The sequence below is a fragment of the Oligoflexus tunisiensis genome, from assembly GCF_001748245.1.
In the GTDB taxonomy this organism is placed as follows: Bacteria; Bdellovibrionota_B; Oligoflexia; order Oligoflexales; family Oligoflexaceae; genus Oligoflexus; species Oligoflexus tunisiensis.
In genome coordinates this window covers 2514188-2539013 of the sequence record NZ_BDFO01000001.1, presented here as the reverse complement: position 1 = coordinate 2539013, position 24826 = coordinate 2514188, and the positions used below count along the sequence as shown (strand labels likewise).

Below are 24826 nucleotides of genomic sequence, written 5' to 3'. Positions count from 1 at the left end.
CTGAACGATTGACAAGGAGATCAGGATGAGATTCCAAGCAAAGTTCGTCAGCACAATGGGAGCGGGCCTTTTCAGTCTGACTCTCATGGCCGCCATGTCGCGTGCAGAAGAAGTCCCTGCTCCGACTGAGACCACACCTCCCACCTATCAGGATGTCGCGTCGATTATCGCCAACAACTGCGGCTACTGCCACACCGGTGGTGCCGATGCCATGGCTGGTGTTTCCTTGGATAACGAAGCGGAAGTTGTGGCACGTGCGGCCCAAATGTATGCAGCGGTGAGCAGCGGTTTCATGCCCTATGGCGATAGCGAGTGGCGCAACACGCCCGATGGCATCAAATTGCTCGCTTATTTGAAATCGCAAATGCCTGCGGAATCCGAAGAGGAACCGGACCCGACGGAAGCCGCGCCAACATTACCATAAGCCACAGCATGGTGGAGTAAAATATTCAGTCATTGAAGACGGTTGGAACTTTTCCACGGGCACCTGCAAGCCGTCAGGTGCCGGATCTGGTCCTGATCGTTCCGCGCACAATTCCAATTTTCCGCCCAAAAATCTCGACATTCCCCCCAATTTGTTATAGGCATTTGAGCCCGTTGCCTGTCTTGAGGCCAGAAACACACTTTGGAGGAACCCCGGTGACCAACGATATATCTGTCCTGCTGGAGCAGCTCAAAAAATATTTTAAACCTCATCCATGGCATGGCATCCCCGTCCAGGCTGAGTCGCCGGCCTTCGTGAATGTCTTCATCGAAATCGTCCCGACCGACACTGTGAAATATGAGCTGGATAAGGCATCCGGTTATCTCTGCATCGACCGCCCACAAAAATTCTCCAACTATGTGCCCGCACTCTACGGTTTTATTCCACGCACCTACTGTATGGAACGCGTCGCCGCGTTCGCAGGAGAAAAGACCGGTATGCAAAATCTGGTCGGTGATGGTGACCCTTTGGATATCTGCGTGCTTTCTGAAAAGCCCATCACCCATGGCGATCTTCTGCTGCAGGCCAAGCCGATTGGTGGTCTACGCATGATTGATAACGGCGAAGTGGATGACAAGATCATTGCAGTGCTGAAGGATGATGCGATCTACGGCAGCTTCGAGGACATCGAGGATTGCCCACCGAAAATCCTCTCGCGACTCAAGCACTATTTCCTCACCTACAAAGACATTCCCGGTGAAGGGGAACGCAAGGTCAGCATTGAAGCGATGTACAATCGCCGCGAAGCGTTGCGGATCATCGAGCTTGCTGCTCAGGATTACGAGGCTGCTTTTCCGTTTCCTCGTCAGATTTAAACAGCTTTCAGATTGGGCGTGAAGGGTTCCTCATCCCGTGGCACGGTGATGATGAACTCAGTCCCCTGCCCCGGCTCGGTTTTGATGTCCATCCTTCCACGACAGGCGCGAACCGCTCCATAAACCGCCGCCACACCCACACCCCGTCCGGAGTAAAGATCCACTTCCGTCGTCGTGCTAAAGCCGTCATGGGAAAGAAGGTCAATCAGCTCAGAAATGGATTTATTTTCGATATTCTGCGCCCCGGCCAGACCCTTTTCCACGATCAGGCGCACGATCTGATCGCGATCGATGCCCAGGCCATCATCCTTGCAGCGAATTTCCAGGAGCTCCTTTTCCGCCCGGAACTTCAGGACGACCGTCCCGCGCGCGGGCTTGTCCCCGCGATCCGGTTCGATGCCATGCACCACCGCATTGCGCACAAGATGGACAAGGTTTTTGATCAGGTGCTTTTCCGTATCGGAATAAATCTTGACATCCGCTCCCTGCAGATCGAACTGAACCTTGCGTCCACTGCGCCGGGCCAGCTGCTGCACATCATCAACGATCGGACCCAGAAGGCTCCGGGCGGAACGCGCCGTAATGCTTTGCACCCATCGATCAAAGAAACCTAAAAACTCCTGTGACACACCCAGGCGATTCAATTCCTGCCTGAGATTGCGCAGAGTCGAATGCTTCAGCACCACATCCTCGTCATGCTCATCATCCCAATTGATGCTCAGGATATCCGCATGACGGTTCAGGAAGAGCTGAAAACTCCGCTCCAGAGCCTCGATATCCGCGACCTGCAGGGCGTCCGCCTCCTCCAGCTTGTGAATGCGGTCGGCCTGCGCCTTCATATTGAAGATCAGACAGTTGCCTTTGAGCGTATGCAGGATAAAGGCTGCCATCTTTTGCTTGCTTCGCACTTCCGGATCACGCAGATGCTTCAGATTCTCCCGTGTGATCTTGATAAAGGAGCGGAAGGCGTCCATGTTCTTCAGAATCTTGATCAGCATCGAACTGCGCAGCGCTTCACGCTGTTTCATGCGCAGCTTGGTGATGTCGTTCACGGTAAAGAGGATGGCCTTGGGTTTGCCATCGTCATCGCGAATCAGCCCGCCTTCCAGGATCAGAATGCTGTCCCCGATGCGAAAATTCCTCGGGATCTGGGTAAGGCTGACTTCTTCCGGCATGCTATCGGCAAAAACCTGTTGCACGGTCATTTGAAAAATACTGCGCCGCGAACCCTCCAGGCCCAGCACATCCAGGATCGAAGCCTGATCCCGAATCCGATCACCCAGCAACCGATAGCAGGCTTTGGTAAATCCGGCTTCCACTTCCAGCTGACTGTTGATGGTAAAGAAACCGCTCTTCACATGATCAATGATCGAGCGAATGGTTTGCGTCCGTTCGGCAACGATGTGTTCCACTTCCTCGATATGCTTGGTGAGTGCAATATTGAGTGTCTTGATGGTTTGTTCAGAACGGGCCTGCATATAGTTCATGCGGCTGCCCAGAGCCAGGGACATAAGCGCCACTTCCAACGCGCCACCCAGCAGATTGCCCCATTGCGCGAAGAAGTTCATGGGGAAGAGACCGTTGAACATCAGGGCCAGCGCCACATTTCCAAACAACAGAAAGGCCCAGGCGAGCGTATAAAAAATCGCCGGACGGAAGCCGCGCCAGCTGGCAGTCAGACCGGACGCAATCAGAGTCACGCTGACAACCACAGTGGAATACGTGAGCTCAAGCCCCAGCAGGGCATAGTCGGCAAAGAAACCATGCACGGTCATGGCGAGGTGCGCAAAGATCAGAAAGAGCATCCACCTTCGCCAATGGGGCATGTGCTTATGCATATTCAAAAAACGCAGGGCAAAGAGACAGGAAAAGGCAAGGCTGAGGCACGAGAGGATCAGCCAGCCTCGATTCATGATCCAGTGACCGAAATCACCGCCGATCCATTCGTTGGCGGTGGCCTGGAGACCAAGCTGCGTGGCCAGGAATGTCAGCAGATAGAGCACATAAACCAGATAGGTCTGACTGCGGAACGAGAACATCAGGAACATGTTATAGAGCATGAGCACGATGACGCTGCCGTTGAGCAGTCCCAGCACAAGGTTATCGCGCCGCGCATAGTTGTCAAAGTTTTTCCCATCCCAAAGGAAAAGACTGATGACGAAGGGGCCCTTGTTTTGCATCTTCATGATAAAGTTGTTGCGGCCTGGTTCCAGATGAATGGGATAAACCGGATAGCGAAAGGCCACCGGCCTGTTCTCATAGGCCACCTCGTCACCCAGAGTCAGTTCCTGGCGTCCGCCATCAGCCGCAAATTGATAAAGAGTCAAATAATCCAGCAGAGGATAACGGTTCTCCAGAATCAGATCACGGGCTTCATTTTTGTTATTTTGAATCGAAAGCCTGACCCAGAATGTACCCGTGGCATTGTGAAGACCTGGAAAATCACGCGTGGCGGCTTGAAACTCATGATCATGGCGGCCGGACCGTATATCATCCACGGTGAGCTGGCTGGAACGATCCTCCAGAATGGAAATACTCCGGCTCAGGAGCAGCTCACGCACATCACCCGATCCCACTTCCGGCACGGCTGCCAAGCCCGGCAGGGCAGTCAGCAGAAGGACAAGCCAGAGGCAAGGCCAGGATGTGCGTTTGAGTTGACCCGATGACATGACGTGATCACCTTCCATGCGTGGGATTCGCTTATGGTATCGGCCAACGGTCCTGAATATTGATGGCAACCGGCTGTCCACGCGATTCCCGCTTTTGGTCCTTTCACCAATCCCGCTCCAATCCCGATGCTTTTTCGATCCAGCTTCCCACCGCCCTCAAGTGAAAACTTACCCTTCCGAAATGGATTGGTGAATTCATACGCAGGGGTAATGACCTCGAGCAAAGGATAACACCATGAGTTTTCTGCGCATCCTGGGGATTCTGTGGGCGGTTGCGTTGGGACTGAACGAAGCTGTGCTGTTCGGGAAGGAGTACAAGGAATACGAAATCAACTGGGAACCTCTGAGAAAGCGTCCGGAGCTTTATCAGGAATACTGGACTCTTTACAGTGACAGCCGCGAGCAAAAAAACCTGACCCGCGAACAGCTCGCCCGCAGTTTCGAGATCACGGAAACCATATTGAAGACCAATCCCCGCTGGGTCGATGGCTATTGGATATTGGGCAGCACAGCGTTTCAGTGGGGTTCCTCCTACACGAATGAGAAGGACCTGCCCCAGGCCCGGGAAATTTTCGCCAAAGGCAAAAAAGCCACTGAAACCTGCTTAAAAATCGATCCTTCACAACCCCTGTGCAAATTATTTCTGGGTTCCGCCATCGGCAGCATCAGCAGTATCGATGGAATCCTGGCTTCGCTTAAAAATGCCAGGACCGTGGAAAAGTTGTGGCATGAGGTCATGAATTCCAACGTCAACTATCAATTCCAGCCGAACGTCACCATGCAGGGCAGTGTGCGCTATGGTCTGGGAATGTTCTATCGTCTGGTTCCGGATATGTGGCTGCTGCAGTGGCTCTTTGATGTGCGGGGCAGTCTGGATAAATCGATCAAAATGCACCGCGAAGGGGTGGCTGTTGATGGGGCGAACGCCTGTGCGGACATCATGCTGGCGGTTTCGCTGATCTGCCGGGCCAAGGGTGATCGCAGGACCCCATTGGGACAGGAAGGATTTGCTTTGCTGGATAAAGCGGCCAGCAGCAAAACGGAAAACATCAATCTCAAGGTCTGCGTGAACGATGCGGAAAGACTGGCTTCAGAACCCTCCCGCGCCTGTGGTTATACCACCGCGAAGCAGCAGGATGTGCGTGAGGAATCTGCCATCAAGCAGACCACCATCTGATTCAGTGTTTATGCTTTGTCTTCAGCAGTGAAAAATGCTGCTGAAGGAGGGCCTGGAAGGATTGAAAGCGCTCTTTCGGAAGCGAGGCGCTCATGAGCTGATGCGTTGTCTCAGGCAGATGCCCACGAAAATCATGCAGACAATGGCCCAGTTCATGATAAACCACGGTTCGGAGCGTCAGGGCATCCATTCGGGTCGAACCTACATATCCTCTCGCATCCGGACGCCGAATTCGGATCGTCCGAAATCTCATGTCCGGGTCCGGATGATTTTCGTTCAGGCGCTCACAGCGTCCCAACACAGTCTCACCCCCTTGCGTTCCTAAATCATTTTGCCAGTCAACCTGAACCAGTTGGCGACGAAACTCCGGAGCGACTGGCGCGCCGGCCATGACAGCCTCGGCCTCATAGGCCGCGACCAGCGGCATCAGGTCAGCGGCAAAGCTCGACTCCGGTTTGACGACCGGGCTATCATTCTCTGTCGGCTGGGAGCCACAGGCAACTAAAGCCATAAGTATACAGAAATATTGAATGATTCTGGAGAGAACCGGCATCAAAGGTTGGGAAGTCAAGGAGGTCAACAGAAGCAGCATTTCACACCCAGCAGCAGCTAAAAGGACACCCACAATCGTCCCTCAGGACGTCGATTTGACTGTTTTAAGCCAAACGAAATCCGGAGTCAAGCTTTTTTGACGCGGATTTCACCCCGCAATTTTTCAATAATTCCAATCGATTATAAATGTGTCCAAGAAGCTCTTTTGATTTGATCAAGCTGAGGCAGCAATATTCAGTTACGACAAAAATGTAGTTGAATGTCCCTCAATTAAGATTTATTAATCCGCAAACTGTTGCTCAAAGCTCGCAAGGGCTTTTTTTTAGCCAACCGGACTGGCTGGATGGCCGACCGAAGATGAAGAGGCTGATATGCGGATCTCGAGACTCCTGTATCCAACTACCTGGCTCGTCGGACAATTATTCTGTCTGCAAGCAGCCTCCGCTCAGACGGTGGTGACGGAAAAAGTGGAAAGCAAGCCCATAGGTTTGCACCCGTCGGTATCCACCTCCTACCTGCGCAGTGCCGCGGATGAGGACTCGGCCTACTATCAATCCATCGCGGCCATGGAATTCAACCTGGGATATACCCTCCCCGATTCCGGCAGCCTGCTCCTGTCCACCGGAGTTTCCCGTGATCTGGATGCTCTGGAGGAGCGTAACATCTGGTCGACCACGGCGCTGACTTATGCCAGCAAGGCATTCGATGTCGCGGATGATTTGACCTTTCGCTACAGCGCGACCGTCGTGGCTCCCACGAATGCAGACATGCGCGATTATCTTTCCTATCGCGGCTCCCTCAGTGCAGGCGCTGGCCTGACTCGAACCTGGAATGGCCTGCCGGTTGGCAAGAGCCTGGCTCTTGGTCTCTCCGGAACCGGCGCCCGTAACTTTTTTGAATATGATGCGACCGAAGCCGGCTGGCCGAACACCATGGTCACGCTTGGAAGTTCTGTCTCGGCCTTGCTGGAAATAACGGACATGATTCAGCTGTCCGGCAACTATGGCTTCAAGAAAGTTCAGAAATCAAACGGCACCTGGCAGGATATGCGCTACGAACACGAGATCGCTGCTGGCATCGACTTGAACGAGCAGCTCTCTGTGAGCGTCAGCGAAAGCACTGAAAATCGTGCTTATAGCTACGATGCGCAGACTGTTCAATTCGCGCTCTATGATTTCCAGACAACCATTTATGAACTGGCTGCGACCTATACGTTTTAATGCTCGAGGGTGATCTAGAGGCGGCTTGCCTCGCTGATTGGAAAGGAACTACGTATGACGATGTTTAGGGGAACATTTGGAGCGATCCAAACGCTGGCACTCGCCGGCAGTTTTGTGATCGGCCTGGGCCAGACCGGCTGCGAAAAAAAGCGCGGTCTGCGATTTACTCAGGGCTCAGGGGACAACCTTTACGAAATCACGCAATTCGAAGGGGACACATTCAAAGTCAAGACTGGCGCCAAGCGATTCAAAGGACAAACGTCGCGCGCTGACGAACTCCTGACTTTGAATGGATTCGACAAGATCAACAATCTTGATGCGGTTGAATTCGAAATCGAAGAAGGTCTGTTCGCTGGAATCGACATTTCCGACTTTAACTTCTACGGTCGGGAGAATTTTGAGTACACCTTCAAATATAGTTTCACTGACTACCACGTAATCCTTTCCAAGGTAGCGGCGAAATCTGACATCCCCAGCCAGGAATTGACCTTTGCCACTGAAATCGGCAATGGCCAGTATGAAGTTCCTTTGATGGGTCTGCCCATCTCTCTCTTCACAGTGGAACAGGTGAAAGACGAGCGCGGCAAGCCTACCCGTCAGCTCAATACCTATAAACGTGATTTCCTGAATCAGGCCTCTCACTTCAAAGTGAATCCGGGCCAGGTGAAATATTTCGACGCTCCAGCAAAACCTGACCTGCTGACCGCCGACTTCTTCAATCCTAACGATGAATGGTTCTTCACCAAGACTCTGGTGGGTCGTTCCATTTCGTCTGAAGAAATCCTGGGTTCGACGGAATCAGCCTTGAAGATCAAGTTTGCCCGTACGAATAACTCTCTCCTCGGTGTTGACCTCAACATCGCCAAAGAGCAGGAAGTCCTTGACCCGACCAAGACCATCACCGCTCTTGAAATTCCCGTGCAGTGGGTTGACTTCAGGACCGAAACCGCCGGCTCCGATGCACGTTTGAAAGAAAACATGCTGGGTGACAAGGAAGGTTCCGCTCCTTTCTGGAAAGAGCGTAAGTACGCGCTTGTTGACTTCAACAACGCTGACCGTCTGGACAAGGCCTTTACGCTGGATAACAAGCTCGAGAAACTTGAGCTCAGCGAAGACTACGTATCCTTTACCATCTATGAATCCTCGAGCGGCAACACCTACAAGTATTCGTTGGCAAAATCCAACCGCAAGGTGGAAGGCCAGACTTTGTTCGCTGATGACGCCAAGATGTTCCACATCTTCACACAGCGTCGCACCGTTATCCATGGCGCTCTGCAAAGCCAGGATCCGGATATTGACCGTTTGATCTATGCGACCCGCTTCTATCCAGAAAACGGTGAGATCGTTTATCACTTGTCCCAAAACAGTCCGAACGATCCTGAGTTCCTGGACGCAACCAAAGCCGCTATTCAGGCCTGGGATGATGCCTTCCAGGAGGCCAACACCGGCATTCGCGTGCGTCTGGCCGATGAGCGTGTGGAACTCGGTGACGTTCGTTACAACACCATCGTTCTTTATGGCTATGAAATCGATTCTGGCAACCTCCTGGGCTTTGGTCCCTCCGTTCAGGATACTCGTACTGGCGAAACATACTCGGCTGCGACCCACATCTACCTGCGCGCCTATCGCGAAGGTTTGATTACCAGCATCCGCAACTTTGTTCGTAACGAGCTTGGCCTCTACGATGACAAAGCCGTTCAGCAAATTTCAGCCTTCGCCGAAAGCGACAAGTACGTGCTCGGCGGCGGTCTTATGAACACTTTGACCCCGAACCTCGGCCACGTTGCCCGCCTCAAAAATTATATTGACCAGAAAGACATGTTTGCGGCTGAAATCGACAGCAGCATGAAAGTCAAAATTTTTGGTTCCAACGTTCTGTTGGAGGCCATTGATGAATACAATGCTGAACAGAAATCTGAAAACGCCAAGAAAGACAGGCAATCCATCTTCACCAAGAATGGTCCTAAATGTGAATATGGTGCTGTCGCTTCGGTGGCCAACAGCTGGGAGAAAATTCGTCGCGTTTGTGCCTCCGGCAACACGAAATTCGCTGATTACCTGGCGCGTCTGAAAGCCGAACACACCGCTGATTCCAGTGTTTTGAACGTGGACGGCGAAGAGGAAGCCATTCTCGAGTGTGCTCAACCTCTGATGCGTGATCTCTTGACTTCGACACTGATCCACGAAGTCGGCCACAACCTTGGTTTGGGCCACAACTTCTCGGGTTCGAGCGACTCCGTCGAAAACCAGGCGCGCAATGCCGATGGCACCATCGCCTACCCATCCTCGACCGTTATGGATTATCCTGATCGCGACTTCGACCTCTTCAGCAAAGCTGGTCCTTATGATGTGGCTGCGATCCGTTTCCTCTATGGCCGTCAGGTGGAAACAACGGACAAGCAATTTATCACCGTTCCCAAGAATCAAAGCATGTTCGCCGCGGCTCGCAAGCAGGGCAAGGAACTGAGACCCTTCAAGATGTGTACGGACTATGAGTTCGACTTTAGGGAAGGTGCGCCTCAAAACATTCCCACCTACGACCCTATGTGTACGCGTTGGGATGTTGGTTCGACACCTGAAAAATATGTGAAGTGGGCGATCTCCCAAATTCACGCTGACCTGATCCAGAACGGCTATCGGTATAATAACAAGGGCTTCAGCGGCGCTATTCGTTCGTTGAGCTACCTTGATCACTTCAAGCAGATCCAGGAATATTTCCGCTTCCTGGTTCGCAATCAGGCCGGCGTTTTCTTTGAGAAACTCAACGGCACAACCGCTGAGGAGAAGAAAGCCGCTCTTGAGCGAATCATCGAGAATTCCCGCGAACGCGATCGTGAACTCCTGAAGAGCTACTACGCTGCAGTGAATGAGATTTTCAAGTTCGGTCGCGAAGTGATGGATCTTCCAAGCCGCGTCTGTGTCATCCAGGATGCTCAAGGGAAAGTGGTTGACGTTCTCGAGTTCGTGCCCCTGCGTCAGCGCATCTTCGAAGAAAACCAGATTACCGTCCAAAACTGTAAGGACGCCGCTCTTCATGCTGAGAAAGCTTTGACCAATCTGGAAAAGCCTTATGCAGCAAACGTGAGCACCATGAAGTTTGAAGATCGCGGTATCGAGCTCACCGGTTTGGAATTGGACCTTGACCCAGCAGCGGCTGCCGATAAGTGGAAGCAGTTGGCGTTTGCAACTTATGATGCGGACCTCGACCCACGCTATTCGTCAGGTACCTCGCTCTTGAAGTCGTACATGGCCTTTACGTTGACCAGTCGCGTGAGCTCGTTGCTGGTGGCCGAAGAAGCTGGTGTTGGCTCAACGAACTTCCTTGACTATCCATGGTTTGCTGAAGAACTGTATCAGGATGCCTGGACCAAGCTCCTGGTCGGCACCAAAGGTGAGCTTCTGGATGATAAACTCCTGAAGGATAAAACGCTGCAGCACTACCAGGAATCCGTCGGCATGCTTTCGGGCTATCTGTACCTGCTGTATAGCGAAGGTCTGCATCCTCTTTCAGAATCTCTTGGCTTTGCTTACGCCATGCAGCCTAAGAAAGAGAGAAGTCTCTCGGTATTTGAACAGGGCCCCGGCAAGTCGGATTCTCCGATCTGGTACGCAACCAATACGGCGAATGAAGTTCTCTATGCCGACTCAGGTGTAGCCGCTCAAATCATCCGGACCTATGTCCAGATTACTCAGTTGAACGCGTCCTACAGAACTTATTCGGCGACCAACGATCCTGCTAAGTTGGAATCGACTCTTGAGACCCTTAAGACCACGTTGTCCTCTTTGGACTCCTTGACCTCGGCTGATGAGCGCATGTTTACAGCAGCCGCTGAGTTCCTGAAGGCTCAAGGCCTGAGCAAGCTGCAACCGGCTCAAAAGGTTCTGCTCCGCAGCTACCTGAAGAAGGAAGCCGCTGCCGTTACGGGCGACACGACCGAAGATCGCAACACACGTGAAGCGAAAATCGTGTTGAGCGGCCTGGGTAAATTCTCTGATATTGAAATGCTGGATACACGCATCTTCAATATGGCCGTCGAAGATTCTGACAACCTGTCAGCACTTCTGACCACACTGAACGTCCTGATCAGCCAGTTCTAAGTTCAGCTTCAAAGTGTAATTACATCAGGGAGTGGCTTCGGCCACTCCCTTTTTACGTCTGGTCCATAAGCGGCATCAGGATGGAACCCGCCGCTGCAAAAACTCCAGAAATATCTCCGCCGTTTCATCCACCCGTTCGATCATAGGCGCATGACCGCAGTCAGCCAGGATTTTAATTTCAGCCTCGGGCTTAACTTTCTTCACAGTTTCCGTTGCAGAGACGTTGATCACCCGATCCTTATCCCCCCAGAGAACCAGTATGGGAACTTGAATGTGCGGCAGCGCGTCCTCGACCACTGTGTTCTTGTTTTCGATTTCCTTGAAGATGCGGCGATTCCATTCCCGGCGTGGGAAACTCTTTTCATAAATATGATCGACCACCACAGACGGAATGAAAGGCTTACTATGGAAGTTGAAATCCAGCAGCTTATCCATATCCTCGCGGGTCTCGACCACCAGAGGATTGCGTCCCTTCTCCAGCTCCCGGCTCAACTCGCTGCGTTCGGGACTGCGAATGCCTCCGGAGTCGATCAGGGTGAGGCTTAAAACCTGATCCTGATGCTCCCGGGCATAAACTCCTGCGATCATGCCGCCCATGGAATTGCCAACCAGATGCATTTTTTCAAGCCGCATGGCGACACGCAGTTGCTCAATACGCTCGGCCTGTTCCTTGGGCGCATAGGAGTAACCGTCGAGACGGCTGCTGTCACCGAAACCTGGAAGATCAATGGCAATCACATGATAACGATCGGTGAGTTGACGGGCGAAGCGGGTCCAATGTTCCTTGTCGCCCCCAAAGCCGTGGATCAGGAGGGCGGTGGGACCCTCTCCACCTTCAAGGTAAGCGATATCAAATTCGCCGACTTTGATGCGCTTTTCTTCGAGATTGCTGCGCCAGCGTTCAACATCCACAGCCCATTCAGCCAGCCGGGTCGCACAACCCGTCTGGCTGAAGGCACCGAGGAGAACAAGCATGCGGAGGTATTTCTTCATATCTGTCCTATCCTGAAAAAGTTGGTCGATTTCAGGAAACTAGCACAGATTGAATCAGGATCAGGGCAGGATTTTTTTCAATAGCATTTGTCCGGTCTTTTGCAAGGCCGCTTCGAGCAGGGACTTGACGATGGCACGCGAGGCAAAACTTACGGTTTCGCTCACCCAGTCGTCAGTCTGTGATTTTTGCGCGCGCACCACAGGCAGAGGCCGGGCTGATGCGTTCGGGAAGGCGATGACATTGGCCAGCAGCTTGCGACGTTGGAAAACCCGCAAAATACTGGACGACGGCACCACACGGGGATCGTAATACACGACAACACTGCCGCTGACTTCATTCGCCGCCACCCGCTGCACGCCGGGCAACGCAGAAAAATCACGCACTAAAGTGCGACAGAATGGAAGATTTCCTTTAAGGGAGGCAATGCGCACGCGCATCCGACCATGCGTCTGATGGATGAAGCAGTCCAAGTCTGTCCTCACACTGGTTGGATTTTTTTTCAGTATAGGCGAGTGAAGAACAATCTTGAAACGAAAAAAGTGCGGCCGCTGATGGAATTTACCAGCGGCGTCTTGTGAGTGTCTTTTTAGCGTTTTCTTTTCGGTTCGGAAGAACGATCCATGAGGCCTGCGGCATACATGATCATGGTCATACCCGCCGGCAGGAACTTGCCACGCGTCATCTGGCCGATGCCGAGCGTGGTCAGGACGATCACCACAGCGGTCCGCATATCGACACGACCATCGGACACTTCACCCAGAAAGCGATCCGCCTTCTGAATCATACGATTCCAGCTCTCATGCAGCGATTCAGGCTGTTCCAATGTGCGAACAGGCCTCAGCTCAATCACATGAGCTTCCGATACCTCTTCCAAAGCCGTCTGCAACTCGGCATCGTTATCCGCTTCCAAGAGAATGGTACGCGTCACGGGATTGCCCTGCACCCGCCTCAGGTTGGGAGAACGCTTGAGGGCCTGCACGACGTCCTGCAGTCGAACCTGGCTGAAGTCCTCTTCGGCCACCTGAAGCCGCATGCGTCCTGGTGCTCGATGTTTCACAGAAGCTGCAAGTGTCATAGGCTGCCCTTTCAGGATTTATGCGTGGCTGCTGATTTTACGGTTTTCGCAGGTTCAGATGTCGCTGTTGCCGTGGCACCCGCACGTTTCGTCACGGGACGTTTGGGACCCTGCCTGGCAAAATGCTCTGACCGCACTTCCGCGAGCATATCCTCAAGGGTTTCGGTGAACTCAACCACCGATTCCCGGGTTTTTTCCATCACGGTTACGCCGGCTTTTAAGAATCCTTTGATCACAGGTCGCATCACACTCGATCCATTGGCCAAAAGATCCCGGGAAACGAATCCCGCACCGAAGCCTAAAACAAAACCTGTGCTGAATCTGGAGAGGTTAAACATTGTCATTTGTCCTTACGTTTGGAATGTCTCCCGACGCTGAAGCCGATCAGCGTCGTCCTACTTTCATCAATTCCAGAAGCATTATCGGCCATACCCCATGGGCCAGACTCCACCTCAATTGCTTTGGGCTCAACCTTTCATTGCCCAGAAGACGCCGGAACCAGGGGGATACCACGCCCATTGCAATGGTCCCGCCGGCCAGACCCATGGCTCCATAAATTCTTTTGTTGCGCGGAAAGCCTCCACGAATTAATCCGCGACTATCGGCTGAAGCCGACAGGGTATGCAGGATCTGGCTCGTCGTGAGGCTCACAAAGGCCGCCGTGGTATTGACCGCCCGATCGCCCTGGGAGCGGGGGGCCTGTTCATAGGCCACCAGCGATCCCGCACTCATCAGTCCGGCTTCCACGAGGAGCCGCAGTTTTGCGAAGTTCGAAAGCAAAGGTTCCGATGGGTCAGCAGGCGGCTGTTCCATCACATCGTCAGCCGGAGGATCCAGCGCCAGGGCCAGGCCCGGCAGCACATCCGTCAGCAGGTTAATCCACAACAGCTGCATATGATTGAGCGGGGAACCTCGGCCGGCAGCGGTGGCCACAAACATCACGAGGATTTCACTCAGGTTGGTGCCGAGCAGATAGCGAATGGACTTGCGCAGATTCGATCGCACGGAACGCCCCTGCTCAATCGCATAGTAGAGCACGTCCAGATTATCATCCTTAAGCACGATATCAGCCGACTCACGGGCCGCGGAGGTACCCTGAAAGCCCATGGCAATGCCCACATGAGCCGCTTTTAAAGCCGGGCTATCGTTGATGCCGTCTCCGGTCATGGCCACAATCCGTCCGCGCTTCTGCAGAGCCTGAACGATGCGCAGCTTATCCGTCGGACTCACGCGCGAAAAGACCTGAACCTCTTCCGCCAAATCCGCAATGGCTTCCAGGCTGAGATCCTTCAGGTCCCGCGCATCAAAAGATTTCAGTTTGCCGCCATTGCCATTGAAACCCAGGGCCCTGCCCACGGCCTTGGCGGTATCCGTCTGATCACCGGTCATCATAATGGTCTTAATACCGGCTCGATGGAACCGCTCGATGAGTTCGCCCATGCCTTCGCGCGGAGGGTCCATCAGACCAACCGCACCCAGCCAGACCAGAGGCTGATCCTGGATCGAAGTCATCCCCTGTCCTTCGACAAAGGCAAAACCGAGGACGCGCAAACCTTTTTTTGCGAGTTCCCGATTATGATCCCGCAGACCTTGCCGCCATTCATCCGTCAGCTCCCGGAGAACGCCCTGATCCAGAACCCAGGCGCTCATATCCAGCAGCTGCTCCGGATTGCCTTTTACCGCGGCCAGGTTGCGATCCTGATTCCGGAGGTTGTGATAGGTCACCATATACTGGCGGCTTTCGGTGCGATAGCTGACCTTGAAGCGGGGCAATTCCTTTTGAATGGACTCCACATCCAAGCCCATCAGTTCCACAACTTCAATGATCGCTTTTTCTGTCGACGAACCGCTCCAGCATTGACCTGGCCCATCCGGATTTTTGATTCGCTCGACGTCCGTGCAGAGAGCCGCAATGAGACTCCATTTGCGGGAAGGCAACAGATCGGTCGTGATTTCCTTGCTTTTTTTCTTCTTCAATTCATGGAACTGGGACCGATGCCAGTATTCGTTGCCGAAGTAACCTTCCTCGGCGATCATTTCATTCATGGTCAGCGTCCCGGTCTTATCCAGGCAAAGGACCTCGACCGAGCCCAGGGTTTCCAGAACACTCAGGCGACGGACCAGAATGTTGCGCCGTTTCAGATTCGAAACCCCAAGGGCCATCGTTGTTGTTCCGATGGTGGGCAGTCCCTCGGGCACAGCTGCGACAGCGAGCGAGATGCTGGACTGCAGCATCTGCGAAAGACTGCGCCCACGCAGAACCCCCAAAAGGAATACTCCTCCGCAGATGGCGCTGGAGATCAGGATCGTCTGCCGACCAATATCTTCCAGATCTTTTTGCAGAGGTGATTCCTGCTGCTCGGCATGATCGACGAGCCGCCGCACGCGACCGATTTCCGTATTCTGCCCCGTGGCGATGACCACCCCGAGGCCCTGCCCCGAGGTCACGATCGTGCCGCGGAACAGGAGATTGCGGCGGTCCGAAATCGTGCGCAGCTGATCCCGATCGATGGGATGATGATGTTTGGACACTGGCATGGATTCACCGGTCAGAGGTGACTCATCCACCATCAGACCTTTGGATTCAATCAAACGGATATCGGCCGGAACCACCCCATGGGAAAGATTTACGATGTCGCCTACGACGAGCTGATGATCGAGAATTGTGCAGTAGGCCCCGTCGCGCAGCACTCGCACATCCTGAGGATCGATATGACCAATCGAACTGATGACCTCGTCAGCACGGGCTTCCGATAGATAGCCGATGTAACCATTCATCAGAATCACACCGCCGATCATGGCGACATCAAAGAGGCCTCCGGTCAGAAGTGAAAGGCCAGCGGACCCGGCCAGGAGCAAATTCTGCGAATTATTGAACTGCCGGCTGAAGAGGACCCAATGACTGGTGGGCCTGGTCTCTTCCATTTCATTGCTGCCGTAGAGCTGTCGACGATCCTTGACTTCCGAGGTCGCCAGGCCCTTTTTGGAATCAACCCGCAGCTCTTTCAAAATGCTGGCCGCGCTTTGGCTGCAATACACCAGCTGCAGGTCCTGCTCCAAAAGAGCTTGAGCGGTTGTGCTCGCTGCCAATTCCTTGAAGCGATAGACGTCGGGGTTTTCCAAGGCTTCTTCAATGCAGCGCCGCAGAAGTTCGGTTTGGAGCTTATGATTGCGGTTATATTCAATGACCAGAGAACCGGTTTCCGGACGTGCTTTCACCGCATGGACAAAGCTTTCCATGCGCAGTCGGCCTTCCACCGCTTCACAGGCTTCTTCATCTCTATATAAAACATCCAATTGAAAGCGGGAGCGCCCCGGTGTCACATGCGCCAGGTGAAGTTCCAGGGAGATGGCAGGGGCAGCGGATTCCGTATCCGGGAGACGTTTGGCCTTCATCATGACTCCTACGTCCTGAGTATGTAAGTCCCTCGAACCATAAGGGTCGCTCATAAATGTTTAGGAAAGACCTGATGAAGTTTGGATGAAAGTCCAGCGATGCATCCAAGAAGGAGCTGAGTGGCATACACGATCGACCCTATCGTGTGAGATCAACTCTCAGGTTCCGTTAGGGTCGTAACATATTCTTTTTTTTGCCGCTACTGTTCCCCAAATCCTCTACAGGATCATGTGTAACGGTATGGGGACATTTTCTTATAGGCGTTCATGCGTACAAACACTGTTCTGTAAATTGAGAGCATGGATTTGAGGCTTGAGTTCGCTGCAGAGGTTTTTGTAGATGTCTGAAGCGGACAGGGACCAGTAGACCAGCTCGTTATGTTCATTGAGAGCGAAGGTTCGAAGTGTGGTTGAGGCGATGGCCAGACGCTCGTTGCTGCTCCTGGAAATCTTCATAGATTCCCAGACTGAAATTCCATCATTGAGTTCCGGGTTCCAGAAGACAAGGTCACTTTCACTCAGTGAAGCAATCAACCGGAAATCCCGGCTTCCGGCAATGGCCTGAATCGGAGCAGTATTAAACGAGAAAGCTTGAATGCCACTATCTTCTTTCCACATATGCAGCGAAAAAGTCTGTGTCTGCATCACCGAGCCATTGTCAAAGATAAGCTCAAGCCCATTCTCGTGAAACAGACTGGACCTGATGGCAATATCTGGGCCGATGGTCACCATTCTATCGTCTTTCAAGTTCCAAACCTGGGCCTCTCCGTAGTCACAACTGATTAACAAATTATCTCCCTGTGGAGAGAACCTCAGTGCGCGTGCGTCCTTAGGAAATATACTGTCCGGTGGTGTACAAAAATCACTGCGGGTATTCTGAAGATAACCGTCAAACCAGACACTGACAAACGTCTCTTCTTCACGCCGTTCTCCGACTGCGATGCTGCGTCCATCGTCAGATAAAGCCAAACCTGAAAATTTCACACCCGCCGCAGGGTGTTCCAGGGGTTTAAAGCCTGCGTCATCCCTTTTCCAGAGTTTAAGTTTACCATCCACATCCACTCCTGCAAGTTGACCAGAGGCGCTCAAATACAGAGTTCGAGACCTTACGTGCGATGGGAATTTATGAAGTTCGGAATGAGTCTTAAGGACCATTCCATCAAAGTCAAAAATCTTGACATTACCATTGGCGTCCTGTGTGAGAACTGTTTTGCCCTGATCATCCACCACGATCTCTTTCATGTCAGATGCCAGAACCATTCCCGCTTGTTGAGTTCGGAACATGGAAACTTTGCTGCTTGAAATAATGCCTATTCGACCATGACTCAAAAACTTGCCTCTCGGGTAGTGAGAATCGGTAAGATTCTGGATAATATCGCCTGGCACAACTAAAGACTTATTGCGAAGGACAAAATTGCCATCGGAAAAGCTCCAATACGATGCCGTGCCGTTTCCATGCTCGAGAATCACCTCCTCGTTCCGAGGGCTAATTGTCGCATTGAAGACAGTTTGCGGCTGATGCGGGTCAAAATCCAAAGTTCTCTCATAGCTTTTTTTCGACTCATTCCACATCCACACTGCAATAGGTCGACCTGAGTATATTGTCGGCAAAACCATCAACATCTGACCATCCGGGCTGATGATGACATTGGAGAACATTGATATAACTTGATCCATGATTTCAGCCTTCTCTTGAAAGGATTTCAGGTCAAAGACCCTCATGCCTCCTTTGAACCAAAGGACCAGCTCCCGCTCGCCAAAGTTTGCCTCGAGTTCCTCGTCTGATTCCTCTGGTACTTCCAGTTCGTAAAGTGTCTCCCAGCTATCAGGATGAGCTGATGTCCATTTGAGAAGTTGATGGCGGCCCAGCAGGAAGACCTGGTTTTGCTCGCCCAAATAGATCTTGCTTATGACCCTGGCCGGAATCGCAGGGAGTTTCTTCACAGTAAGGTTCGGTAACTGAACCAAATAGGCTGAATCTTCAACTCCAAGGTTGACGACCAGCATCTGGCTTCCATCGTGGCTCAATCGGCAACCTGTTCCGCTCATGGGTAATGTCGTCTTTTTTTGATCAACCAAATGCAAAAGATGGACCTGATCCTTGACCAGGTCTGCGTAGCACAACCATTCACCGTCCAGGCTCATATCGTTCCAATAGGCGACCGTTTTTGATTCACTGTAAGGCACAGTCAGAAGAGGAGCCTGAGGTGCCATGTAATTCTTGAGTAGCGCCCAGTAGGTAGACAGACTCTGGCGATCACGTTGGACAACGCTTGGCAGGAGTTGACGCTTTTCTTCCGCACGCAGTGAATCCAGCATGGTTTGCACGCTTTTTCCTGCGACGGCCCGGGAACTGGCTGCAAGGCTTGCGACTTCGTTTTCTTGAAACGAGTTGACGATCAGCAAATTCCTGCTCATGATCGTGGAAGCATTCCCTGCCGCATCCACGGCAAGATAACGAACTACGACTTCCCCCTGCCATGCAGAAAGGTTGATGGGCTTCTCGTAACGCATATTAGGTTCGCAAGGAGCGTCACTCCCTGATTGCAAGCAATAGAATAGCTGACCTTCATTCGTCGTGAGCTGAAGTGTTCTCCTGTCATCTACTTCCGTCAGAATTTGTGGACCTCTTACATGATCAGCGGTCGCTTCCACCTCCACAGTAGGCTGTGGGGGCGTCCTGTCCATGTTCAGCAAACATTGCACAGGATCACTCTCGCGCCGAATCAAATCATGAAGAGTAAGAGACAGATGGACGGGACCTTCCGGTAGATTTTCAGGAAGAGGAAAGCCGCCAAGCGTTTGGCTCCTAAGGTTAACTCTCGCATGGAAGATCGGTTGCAACCCTGATTCATCGGAAAGGTTCACAATCAGTTCATAGGACTCCCGCTGCGCGGCATCCTTCAGATTCAGATAATCTTGAAGATTCAGCTCTGACCTAACCGATTTCTCAGGAGAACACGTAACCTTCAATCGGGGTTCCTCGGGTCGTCTTAATATAGCGGGACCTCCGGCAAGCTCTCCCACAAAGCCGAGAGGTCTGTTCCTATGGCGAATGAGGACCGGAGCCGAGGGTCGCTCCACACAGCCTTTTGAACTCACCACCAGCGGTTCACGCTCCTCTGTCAGGAAAACAAAAGCTTCCAGATCGCTTCCAGGTAAGCGCTTGCCGTCCGGATCCAATATAGTGACTGGGTTGGAGCCTTCGAAATCCAGGCCGCAATCGAGGGCCAGCCTGTCATGTTGATTGGAAAAGCGTGTACAGGCCAAGGATGCAACGGAGATCAATAGGAAAGCTAAAAAAATCCTCATTACCACCTCTTGAGGCTATGTAATGAGGACTGGATATAGGATTCGCAGCTTTATTTAAAGCAAAAATTCAGTGAAAGAGTTGGGTTGCATAGATTCCTTTGGGAGAGCGAGCAACTCCAACACCGATATAATGGATGCCGTCGCGCAGCATGTTGTCCCTGTGACCCTTACTATTCCACCACATTTGAACAAATTCTTCGGCCGCATCTTCAGGATCAGTCAGGCCATTGGAAAACATGGCAATGTTTTCCCCTCGCATACTAATCTTTAATCCAGGAAACTCCTGCTTTATGGTCAGCTCCCTGCTATCGGGAAATCCATTGTGATTGAAACTATCATCCACACTTGCCATATGCAACGAATGAACCCGCGCCGCATAAGACGCCTCAAAACTATGCGTCAGCGCCGCCACTATCCCCGCCCGCTTCTGATTGGTCTTTTCCACAATCGCCGCTTCCACCGCACAGACCCATTCATCCCCTTCATAGCAGGAGGTCAAGCGCGTGTACGCTGTGGAATCTTCATTCTCGGGAGCATTTCTTAAATTGGGATCCAAGGGGTTGGCGTTCGAACGTTGGCAGCCCAGGATCAGTAGAATCGTGAAGGTAATCAGCGACAGTCGTTTCATTTCATCCTCATTAACAACAGCACAATTAAAACGACTTTCCTTTTAAAGCATTCCTTTCGCGCAACGCAAGTCGCGATTTTCATCTTTCCGTATTGCTTACGAAAAAGCACGAGCATTTCCAGTTCATCAACTGGAAATGTTTTGTGCTTGTTCTGTTGCCTTATGGAAACACTGTGAAATGGCCTTTGGCCAAAAGCTTGTTGCCTTGGCAGTGCAGCTCAAAGCGGTTGCCCTTCACCACAAACGTGACCATCTGTCCGGAATAAGCCGGGCGCGTGAAGATCACGGACATGGTCTTGACCGGCAGGTGCATATCGTTCATCAAAAATTTAAGAACGAGGTTGGCGGTAAACGCCCCCTGCACGAAAGAACCGCGATGACCGAGAAGCTTGGAGAAGATCCTGGCAGTATGCAGCGGATTCAAATCCCCCGAAACCACGCCGTAGCGCAGGCCGGTGTCATTCGATAGAAAGTAACGACCGCTCCAGTCCGCGGTCTCCAGGCTAATTTCCGGCTCCTGTTTGGAGAGGCCACGGTATTGATCGGATGACTGTCCATGAATTTCGGCGATCTTGTCGAGACGCTCCACGTCAGCCTTTTTCAAGTTGGCGAGGATCATCATGTCCCTCTGCACGACGATGGGTTCACCCTGCTCATCGCTGACCACCGAGCGGAAATGAAGCAAAGCGCGGTCGTGATTAAGATGCAGAACTTCCTTGAAGGCACTGGAATAATGATAATGCTGCGAAGGCAGAAAGCCCGCGAAAGGGCGCGTGAGCTCCACGTCGATGCCGAGCTGCATGATGTTGGCAAAATTCAACTGCATCTTGCTCAGCGCTTCGAAGAGATAATCGCGGGACAAACGGTTGTAAATCATCTGCAGCGGCTTGGGATACCGTGGATTCACCAGGAACAGGTGATCCCACCGGGATTTCAAGGATTCAGGGAATTCAAAAGCGGCCGCGAAAGGATAGCCGCTCTTCGGCACGGCGAGCTTCTGACGTCTTAAGAGATTGACCATCAGGCGCGAATAGTATTGTGGATATTCCACGCCTTGAACGGCCTTCAGTTGCACTTTTTTTCGAGTCACGACTTTTTCCACGGCTTCTCTTTCTCCAAACAAGGTCAATTACCCAAGCTACGGGACTGAATACACGAAGCGGACCAGGAACAACCCGGAACGGATTCATGGCGTTAACCCAGCCCAACCTGTTCACCCCGCTCATCATGTCAACCATTTTGACAACAGTTCGCTCATGTAACCCCTTCATTACCTTGAGTAATTGTGAGCCAATTTCGCATTACGCTCACTCATCCGAAAGCAGCGGCCCTCAGGCTTCCTGTGATTTTTCCGATGAAATATCTGGAGGATACAGTGTCACCACGCCTTCTATTACAAATCAGTCGGGAGTCCTGGGATCACAGGAACCCCAACGGCATTTATCAGCTCATGCTGCTGAAGCTGATCCTCGGCTGCGGCCTGATCTATATCCTGGTTCCACTTTATGTATCCATTTTTGTCCGCGGCAGTCTTGGTCATATCTTCGTGCTGCAAGCCCTGATGTGGATCAGCTGCCTCGTCTCCTACTTTCACGTGCGCCATGACCGGCAGGTGTATCGCGCGAGCCTTTTTATTGTCACTCTCTTGAGCGTCTTGCTGTTGAGCATACTGATCACCACCAGACTCGGCGACATTTCGGGGGCGTATCATTACGTTGTTGCGCTGGTGATGGCGGCTTCATTTCTTCTGGGACCGCGTCTGGCCTTCCCCTACTTCTCCGCCTTCCTCGGATTTTATATAGCCGTCGGAATCGGGCTTTGGGCCACCATGTTCCCGGGTTTGATTCCGGCTCTGCATCCGGGCCGTTCCTCACTTTACATCGATCGCTGCCTTGGGCTCATCGGGGCCTTTGCACTCGCGTATGTATTTGATCGCTTGAAGAACAGCCAGCAGACGCGACTCAAGGATCAGGAACACGAATTCGCCAATAAGGAAAAGCAGATTTCCCTCAGTCGCATGGCGGGTGGCATTGCGCATGAAATCAATAATCCGCTGACCATACTCCTCGGTTACCTTGAGCTCCTGGAACGGCATGATTTTAAGAAGGCCGATCTGGAGCGCATCAATCCCCGCATTCAATTGGCCGCCAAACGAATTCAATTCGTGGTCTGGAGTCTGAATCAGATCAATAATGATCGACACCGGAAAAGCGGCATCGCGCTCCTGGAAAATGCCATCCAGGATGTACAGCTCCGCATCCGCGATCTCAATCCCAAGTTGCCCTTGGAATGGGACCTGGGGACTGGCCTTAAAATCCGGCTGGCCGCCGAGGATCTGCAAAATATCCTTTATACCGTTCTGGAAAACGCGGTCGAGGCCGTGGCTCAGAGAGCGGATGGCCTGATCCAACTGAAAGTTCTGCCGGCGGCTGAGTTTGTCCCCATCGAAGTCTGGGACAACGGCTCGGACGTGATCGTCGCGGATCTGCAAAAATTCACCGACCCGTTCTATACCACCAAGCTCGATCGCCCGGGTCGGGGAATGGGCCTCGCGCTCGCCGCTGCCATCCTCCATTCGGTGGGCGGCGACCTCCACTATCGGCGCGAGGGGGATTGGACCGTCGCGACCATGACGCTTCCCGGATATGACGCTGCCATGCTATATGCTTCCTGATCCCTTGTCCCTTGAACAGGAATTACGGCATGCCTCGCATTCCCCTGGCCTCGCTCTTTCTGGTCTTCGCCAAAACTTGGCGTCACCAGTTTTGGTGGTCCACTGGCCCATATTGCCCTGATGGATCATGAGCTCGTTCAAAAACGACAGTGGCTCACGCGCGAGCGTTTTCTCCATCTTCACGCCCTGACCCAGCTGATTCCAGGCCCCAATTCCACGGAACTGGCCATGATCCTCGGTCGGCAGCTGGGCGGACACGACAGCTTCCGGCACGCCCTCTTGGGATCGTGGGAACCCTGGCCCTCGCCTGCAAACTCGCAGGACTGCCCGACCTGCTCATCCTCTTCCTCGGCGGGCTTGCCGTTTTTCTCCATTCACGCCGGACAGAATTCCGGCAGCATGCCTGGTTTTTGGGTTCTGCGCCTTCGGCCGAGATCTTCGCCGTTTTCTTTAAAATAGGCGCGGTGCTCTTCGGATCAGGTTATACGCTCCTCATCTATCTCAAGGATGATCTGGTGCATCGCCTGGGCTGATTGACGGAAACGCAAGTGTTGGATGCCATCACTGTGGGCCAAATCACGCCAGGGCCTTTGTTAAGCACAGCAAGTTTTATCGGTTATTTACTGCAAGGCTGGACGGGAGCTGGCCTGGCAACATTAGGTATTTTCGGACCCGCTTTTCTCATGATAGCTTGCAGCGGTTACTCTTGCCACGACTGGAGCGCCGCCCGGAAGTTCCTCATGTGCTGCTTGGCGTCAATGCTGCAGCGATGGGGCTGATGGTGCATGTCTGCTTTGGTCTGGCGAAAAGCTCGGTGACAACCCTTCCCAGTATGGCTTTGGCCGTCGCGGCTTTTGTCCTGCTGGAAAAGGCGCGAATGGATGCGGGACTCCTGATTCTTTTGGGAATCGTTGTAGGTTTTGCCTCATATTTCTTTTAGGGATGGCTGCCATGATGAATATTCAGGAACATAACCGAAAGGCCTGGAATACCCAGGCCCGCTTTGGCATTCAATGGTCCGAAAGTGTCAGTGACCACGAAATGGAAGCCGCGCGCAGCGGTGACATTCGATTGCATCTCAGCCCGACCCAGCCGGTGCCCAAGGCCTGGCTTGGCGAGCTGGACGGTCGTCGCTGCCTGGCTCTGGCCGCAGGCGGGGGACGCCAGGCGCCTCTTCTGGCGGCAGCCGGGGCGCGCGTGACCCTGGTGGATATTTCCGAAGAACAGCTGGCTCGAGATGCGATGATCGCTCATCGCTGGCACCTGTCCCTGGATATGCATCGCTGCTCGGCGGATGATCTCGGCTTTCTGCAGGATGCGAGCTTCGACTGTATCGTGCTGCCCCTGGCCAATTGTTTTTTTGAACGGCTCGAACCGGTCTGGAAACATTGTGCGCGCCTGCTCGTCCCTGGGGGACGCCTGCTTTATGCGTTCATCAATCCTCTGGCCTGGAGTTTCGATTTTGTAAAAGCCCAGGCGGGAATTTTTGAACTCAAGTATCCCGTCCCCTACTCGGATCAAAAGAGTCTTGATACCGAGGACTTCAAACGATTTGTTTATCCGGAAGTGCCGCTGGAATTCGGCCATAGCCTGAGTGATCAGATGGGCGGACTGATGCGCTCCGGCTTTATGCTGGCGGACTTGTTTGAAGATCACTGGCAGCCGCTGGAAGCTCTGGATAATTTCTTTCCACCGCTGATCAACGCTCTGGCCATCCGCCGCTAAACTCCGG

General features: G+C 52.8%; 20 protein-coding genes and 1 pseudogene. 11 read left to right on the top strand and 10 right to left on the bottom strand.

What is annotated here, in order from left to right; genetic code table 11:
• Positions 1-25: 25 nt before the first annotated feature.
• On the top strand, positions 26-424 hold the full coding sequence (locus tag OLTU_RS11025) for a hypothetical protein (RefSeq protein WP_141732811.1): 399 nt from the start codon (positions 26-28) through the stop codon (positions 422-424).
• 215 nt (positions 425-639) lie between these two features.
• Positions 640-1299: an inorganic pyrophosphatase gene (locus tag OLTU_RS11020; protein WP_141732810.1), complete on the top strand. Its 660-nt coding sequence runs from the start codon at positions 640-642 to the stop codon at positions 1297-1299.
• On the opposite strand, the gene OLTU_RS11015 is transcribed toward OLTU_RS11020, so the two are convergent.
• Positions 1296-3968 (bottom strand): 7TM diverse intracellular signaling domain-containing protein, encoded by a 2673-nt coding sequence (locus tag OLTU_RS11015; protein WP_176736519.1) that lies wholly within the window; start codon positions 3966-3968, stop codon positions 1296-1298. The two genes, OLTU_RS11020 and OLTU_RS11015, sit on opposite strands and share 4 nt — an antisense overlap.
• Before the next feature lie 235 nt (positions 3969-4203).
• Between OLTU_RS11015 and OLTU_RS11010 the strand changes: the two genes are divergently transcribed.
• Positions 4204-5145 carry a hypothetical protein gene (locus OLTU_RS11010; RefSeq protein ID WP_141732808.1) on the top strand — a complete coding sequence of 314 codons (942 nt, stop codon included), beginning with the start codon at positions 4204-4206 and terminating at the stop codon, positions 5143-5145.
• A gap of 1 nt (position 5146) precedes the next feature.
• Here OLTU_RS11010 and OLTU_RS11005 read toward each other — a convergent pair whose 3' ends face one another.
• Entirely contained in the window at positions 5147-5656 is a 510-nt protein-coding gene (locus tag OLTU_RS11005) for a hypothetical protein (RefSeq protein ID WP_218109973.1), read from the bottom strand.
• 412 nt (positions 5657-6068) lie between these two features.
• On the opposite strand from OLTU_RS11005, the gene OLTU_RS11000 reads away from it, so the two are divergent.
• Both OLTU_RS11000 and OLTU_RS10995 read left to right on the top strand, forming a co-directional pair.
• Complete coding sequence (locus tag OLTU_RS11000; protein ID WP_141732806.1) at positions 6069-6917, top strand: hypothetical protein; 849 nt, start codon at positions 6069-6071, stop codon at positions 6915-6917.
• 54 nt (positions 6918-6971) lie between these two features.
• A complete protein-coding gene (locus OLTU_RS10995) occupies positions 6972-11015 on the top strand; it encodes a zinc-dependent metalloprotease (RefSeq protein ID WP_141732805.1) in 4044 nt (1347 codons plus the stop codon).
• Positions 11016-11090: 75 nt separating this feature from the next.
• On the opposite strand, the gene OLTU_RS10990 is transcribed toward OLTU_RS10995, so the two are convergent.
• From OLTU_RS10990 to OLTU_RS10955, 8 genes are all read right to left on the bottom strand, one after another.
• Positions 11091-12008 carry an alpha/beta fold hydrolase gene (locus OLTU_RS10990; protein ID WP_141732804.1) on the bottom strand — a complete coding sequence of 306 codons (918 nt, stop codon included), beginning with the start codon at positions 12006-12008 and terminating at the stop codon, positions 11091-11093.
• Positions 12009-12068: 60 nt separating this feature from the next.
• On the bottom strand, positions 12069-12491 hold the full coding sequence (locus tag OLTU_RS10985; protein ID WP_281181155.1) for an HMA2 domain-containing protein: 423 nt from the start codon (positions 12489-12491) through the stop codon (positions 12069-12071).
• Positions 12492-12595: 104 nt separating this feature from the next.
• Positions 12596-13084 (bottom strand): HMA2 domain-containing protein, encoded by a 489-nt coding sequence (locus tag OLTU_RS10980; RefSeq protein ID WP_141732802.1) that lies wholly within the window; start codon positions 13082-13084, stop codon positions 12596-12598.
• 11 nt (positions 13085-13095) lie between these two features.
• On the bottom strand, positions 13096-13422 hold the full coding sequence (locus OLTU_RS10975) for a DUF5132 domain-containing protein (RefSeq protein ID WP_176736518.1): 327 nt from the start codon (positions 13420-13422) through the stop codon (positions 13096-13098).
• A 46-nt stretch (positions 13423-13468) separates the two neighbouring features.
• A complete protein-coding gene (locus OLTU_RS10970) occupies positions 13469-16483 on the bottom strand; it encodes a cation-translocating P-type ATPase (RefSeq protein ID WP_176736517.1) in 3015 nt (1004 codons plus the stop codon).
• A 252-nt stretch (positions 16484-16735) separates the two neighbouring features.
• Positions 16736-19768, bottom strand: coding sequence for a WD40 repeat domain-containing protein (locus OLTU_RS10965; protein WP_218109971.1), 3033 nt, complete (start codon positions 19766-19768; stop codon positions 16736-16738).
• A 91-nt stretch (positions 19769-19859) separates the two neighbouring features.
• A complete protein-coding gene (locus OLTU_RS10960) occupies positions 19860-20420 on the bottom strand; it encodes a CAP domain-containing protein (RefSeq protein ID WP_141732798.1) in 561 nt (186 codons plus the stop codon).
• Positions 20421-20580: 160 nt separating this feature from the next.
• Positions 20581-21510: a MaoC/PaaZ C-terminal domain-containing protein gene (locus tag OLTU_RS10955; protein ID WP_141732797.1), complete on the bottom strand. Its 930-nt coding sequence runs from the start codon at positions 21508-21510 to the stop codon at positions 20581-20583.
• 285 nt (positions 21511-21795) lie between these two features.
• Between OLTU_RS10955 and OLTU_RS10950 the strand changes: the two genes are divergently transcribed.
• The 6 genes and pseudogenes from OLTU_RS10950 to OLTU_RS10930 all read left to right on the top strand — a co-directional run bounded on the left by OLTU_RS10950 (position 21796) and on the right by OLTU_RS10930 (position 24819).
• On the top strand, positions 21796-23094 hold the full coding sequence (locus tag OLTU_RS10950; RefSeq protein WP_176736516.1) for a sensor histidine kinase: 1299 nt from the start codon (positions 21796-21798) through the stop codon (positions 23092-23094).
• Between the two features lie 21 nt (positions 23095-23115).
• A pseudogene (locus OLTU_RS33165) lies at positions 23116-23331 on the top strand (chromate transporter); the annotation flags it as partial.
• 50 nt (positions 23332-23381) lie between these two features.
• The gene (locus OLTU_RS32645) at positions 23382-23627 is read left to right on the top strand and encodes a hypothetical protein (protein ID WP_245676819.1); all 246 of its coding nucleotides are present in this window, start codon (positions 23382-23384) and stop codon (positions 23625-23627) included.
• 15 nt (positions 23628-23642) lie between these two features.
• Positions 23643-23873, top strand: a complete 231-nt coding sequence (locus tag OLTU_RS33160) for a chromate transporter (protein WP_369696345.1) — start codon at positions 23643-23645, stop codon at positions 23871-23873.
• Positions 23801-24034: a chromate transporter gene (locus OLTU_RS10935; protein ID WP_176736204.1), complete on the top strand. Its 234-nt coding sequence runs from the start codon at positions 23801-23803 to the stop codon at positions 24032-24034. The genes OLTU_RS33160 and OLTU_RS10935 overlap by 73 nt, the downstream gene beginning before the upstream one ends.
• Before the next feature lie 11 nt (positions 24035-24045).
• A complete protein-coding gene (locus OLTU_RS10930; RefSeq protein ID WP_176736515.1) occupies positions 24046-24819 on the top strand; it encodes a class I SAM-dependent methyltransferase in 774 nt (257 codons plus the stop codon).
• Positions 24820-24826 lie beyond the last annotated feature (7 nt).